The sequence below is a fragment of the uncultured Sphingomonas sp. genome (assembly GCF_964243315.1).
GTDB lineage: Bacteria > Pseudomonadota > Alphaproteobacteria > Sphingomonadales > Sphingomonadaceae > Sphingomonas.
This window is the reverse complement of sequence record NZ_CAXTEM010000115.1, coordinates 1-3,029: the sequence shown is the minus strand read 5'-3', so window position 1 is coordinate 3,029 and position 3,029 is coordinate 1. Positions and strand designations below refer to the sequence as shown.

Sequence of the window (3,029 nt, the reverse complement as noted above, 5' to 3'; positions counted from 1 at the left end):
TCGAGTCGAGGTAGCGCTTGCGCAGCCGGATCGACTTCGGCGTCACCTCGACCATCTCGTCGTCGTCGATATACGCGATCGCCTGTTCAAGCGTCGCCTTCTTCGGCGGGGTCAGGCGGATCGCGTCGTCCTTGCCGCCCGATGCGCGGAAGTTCGTCAGCTGCTTCGCCTTCATCGGATTGACCTCGAGGTCGTCCGGCTTGGCGTTCTCACCGACGATCATGCCCTCGTACAGCACTTCGCCATGACCCACGAACAGGATGCCGCGCTCTTCGAGCGGCCCCAGCGCGTAGGAATTGGCTTCACCCGAGCCGTTCGAGATCAGAACACCGTTCTTGCGGCCTTCGATCTTGCCCTTGTGAGGGCCGTACTTCTCGAACAGCCGGTTCATAATGCCCGTGCCGCGCGTGTCCGACAGGAACTCGCCATGATAGCCGATCATCCCGCGCGACGGCGCCGAGAAGGTGATCCGGGTCTTGCCGCCGCCCGATGGGCGCATGTCGGTCAGCTCGGCCTTCCGGATCGCCATCTTCTCGACGACCGTGCCCGAATATTCGTCGTCGACGTCGATGATGACGGTCTCGTACGGCTCGGTCTTGTTGCCGTTCTCGTCCTCGCTGAACAGCACGCGCGGGCGGCTGATGCCGAGCTCGAAGCCCTCGCGGCGCATTGTCTCGATCAGCACGCCGAGCTGCAATTCGCCGCGGCCCGCGACTTCGTAGCTGTCGCGGTCGGCGGCTTCGGTCACCTTGATCGCGACGTTTGATTCGGCTTCGCGGAACAGGCGGTCGCGGATCATCCGCGACGTCACCTTGCTGCCCTCGCGCCCCGCCATCGGCGAATCATTCACCGCGAAGCGCATCGACAGCGTCGGCGGATCGATCGGCTGCGCGTGGAGCGGCTCGGTCACGCTCGGGTCGCAGATCGTGTTCGATACCGTCGTGGTAGCGAGGCCGGCGATCGAGATGATGTCGCCCGCGCTCGCTTCGTCGACGGGCACGCGCTCCAGACCGCGGAACGCCATGATCTTCGACGCACGGCCGGTCTCGACGATCTTGCCGTCGTTATCGAGCGCGTGGATCGGCATGTTGGTCTTCACCGAGCCCGAGAACACCAGGCCGGTGAGGATGCGCCCGAGGAAGTTGTCGCGATCGAGCAGCGTCACCAGGAACTTGAACGGGCCGTCCGGATCCGCGCTCGGCGGCGGCACGTGATCGACGATGGTCTCGAACATCGGGGTCAGCGTGCCTTCGCGCGCGTCCATGTCGGTGCTCGCATAGCCGTTGCGACCCGACGCGTAGAGCACCGGGAAGTCGAGCTGCTCGTCAGTCGCTTCCAGGCTGACGAACAGGTCGAACACCTCGTCGAGCACTTCCTGGATCCGCGCGTCGCTGCGGTCGACCTTGTTGACCACGACGATCGGCTTGAGGCCGAGCGCCAGCGCCTTGCCGGTCACGAACTTGGTCTGCGGCATCGCGCCTTCGGACGAATCCACCAGCAGGACGACACCGTCGACCATCGACAGGATGCGCTCCACCTCGCCGCCGAAATCGGCGTGGCCGGGGGTATCGACGATGTTGATCCGGGTGTCGCCGTCCTTGCCGTGCCACTCGACCGAGGTGCACTTGGCGAGGATCGTGATCCCGCGCTCCTTTTCCAGGTCGTTCGAATCCATCGCGCGTTCTTCGACGCGCTGATTGTCGCGGAACGTGCCGGACTGGCGGAACAGCTGGTCGACGAGGGTCGTCTTACCGTGATCGACGTGGGCGATGATCGCCACGTTGCGGAGGCTCATGTTATTTCCCGAAAGCGCTGGAGAGCGGATTGGCGGCGCCCATAGCGCAAATGGTGCGTTGCGGGAAGCCTTGCGAGCACGCGGCCGCGTGTTACATATGCAACACGGTTGATCGGGATCGCGGAAGCGACGATGATCGGCCGCAAGGTCCCGAGGAGCAAGGGTCCCGAGGAGCAAGCAATGGCGACGACTGCCGACACGATCACCGCCGAGAACGACCTCGTCCTGACGCCCCCCGATCCCGTGCCCGTGGTCACCGCGGCCAAGGCATCGGGGCTGGTGCCGGTCGACGACACCAAGAAATCCGAGCTTGAGGCGCGGGTCGACAGCTTCGTCAGCCAGTTGGTCGAACAGGATGTCAACTCGCCCGAATTCGGCAAGCGCGTCGATGCGATCACCGCGATGGGGCAGAAGGAGATCCGCGACGCCGCGGGCCAGTCCAACCGCTTCCTCGATCGTCCGGTGAAGGCGATGGATCAGGAAACCGGGGTCGGCAAGGATCTCGCCCAACTGCGCCGCGTCGTCGAGGATCTCGACCCCGGCAAGCGCGGCAACCTGACCGCGCCGCAGAAGCTGTTCGGGATCATCCCGTTCGGCAACAAGATGCGCAATTATTTCGACACCTACAAATCGTCGCAGACGCACATCAGCGCGATCCTGAAGAGCCTCGCCGGGGGCAAGGACGAACTGCTGATGGACAACGCCGCGATCGACACCGAACGCGCCAATCTGTGGACCGCGATGGGGCGGCTCGAACAGATGATCCACCTGTCGAAGACGATGGACGCGAAGCTCGAGGACAAGGCCAACGAGCTCGACGCGACCGATCCGGCGAAGGCAAAGGCAATCCGCGAGACTGCGCTGTTCTACACCCGCCAGCGCACCCAGGACCTGCTCACCCAAATGGCGGTGACGGTGCAGGGCTATCTTGCGCTCGATCTGGTCAAGAAGAACAATGTCGAGCTGGTGAAGGGTGTCGATCGCGCCTCGACCACCACGGTGTCGGCGCTGCGCACCGCGGTGACGGTCGCGCAGGCGCTGACCAACCAGAAGCTGGTGCTCGAACAGATCACCCAGCTCAACACGACCACCGCCAACATCATAGATTCGACCGGCAAGCTGCTGAAGAGCAACACTGCGCAGATCCACGAACAGGCCGCGGCGGCGACGATCCCGCTCGAAACGCTGCAGCGCGCGTTCCAGAACATCTACGACACGATGGACGCGATCGACA

The 3,029-nt window shown here is 64.1% G+C and carries 2 protein-coding genes; one reads left to right on the top strand and one right to left on the bottom strand.

Annotated elements, in window-relative coordinates:
- Positions 1-1,795: translational GTPase TypA (gene typA / locus ACFE77_RS16310; protein ID WP_375422697.1), on the bottom strand; the 1,795-nt coding region annotated here is incomplete at its 3' end.
- 180 nt (positions 1,796-1,975) lie between these two features.
- Here typA and ACFE77_RS16305 point away from each other — a divergent pair.
- A partial coding sequence (locus ACFE77_RS16305; protein ID WP_375422696.1) for a toxic anion resistance protein occupies positions 1,976-3,029 on the top strand: 1,054 nt, incomplete at its 3' end.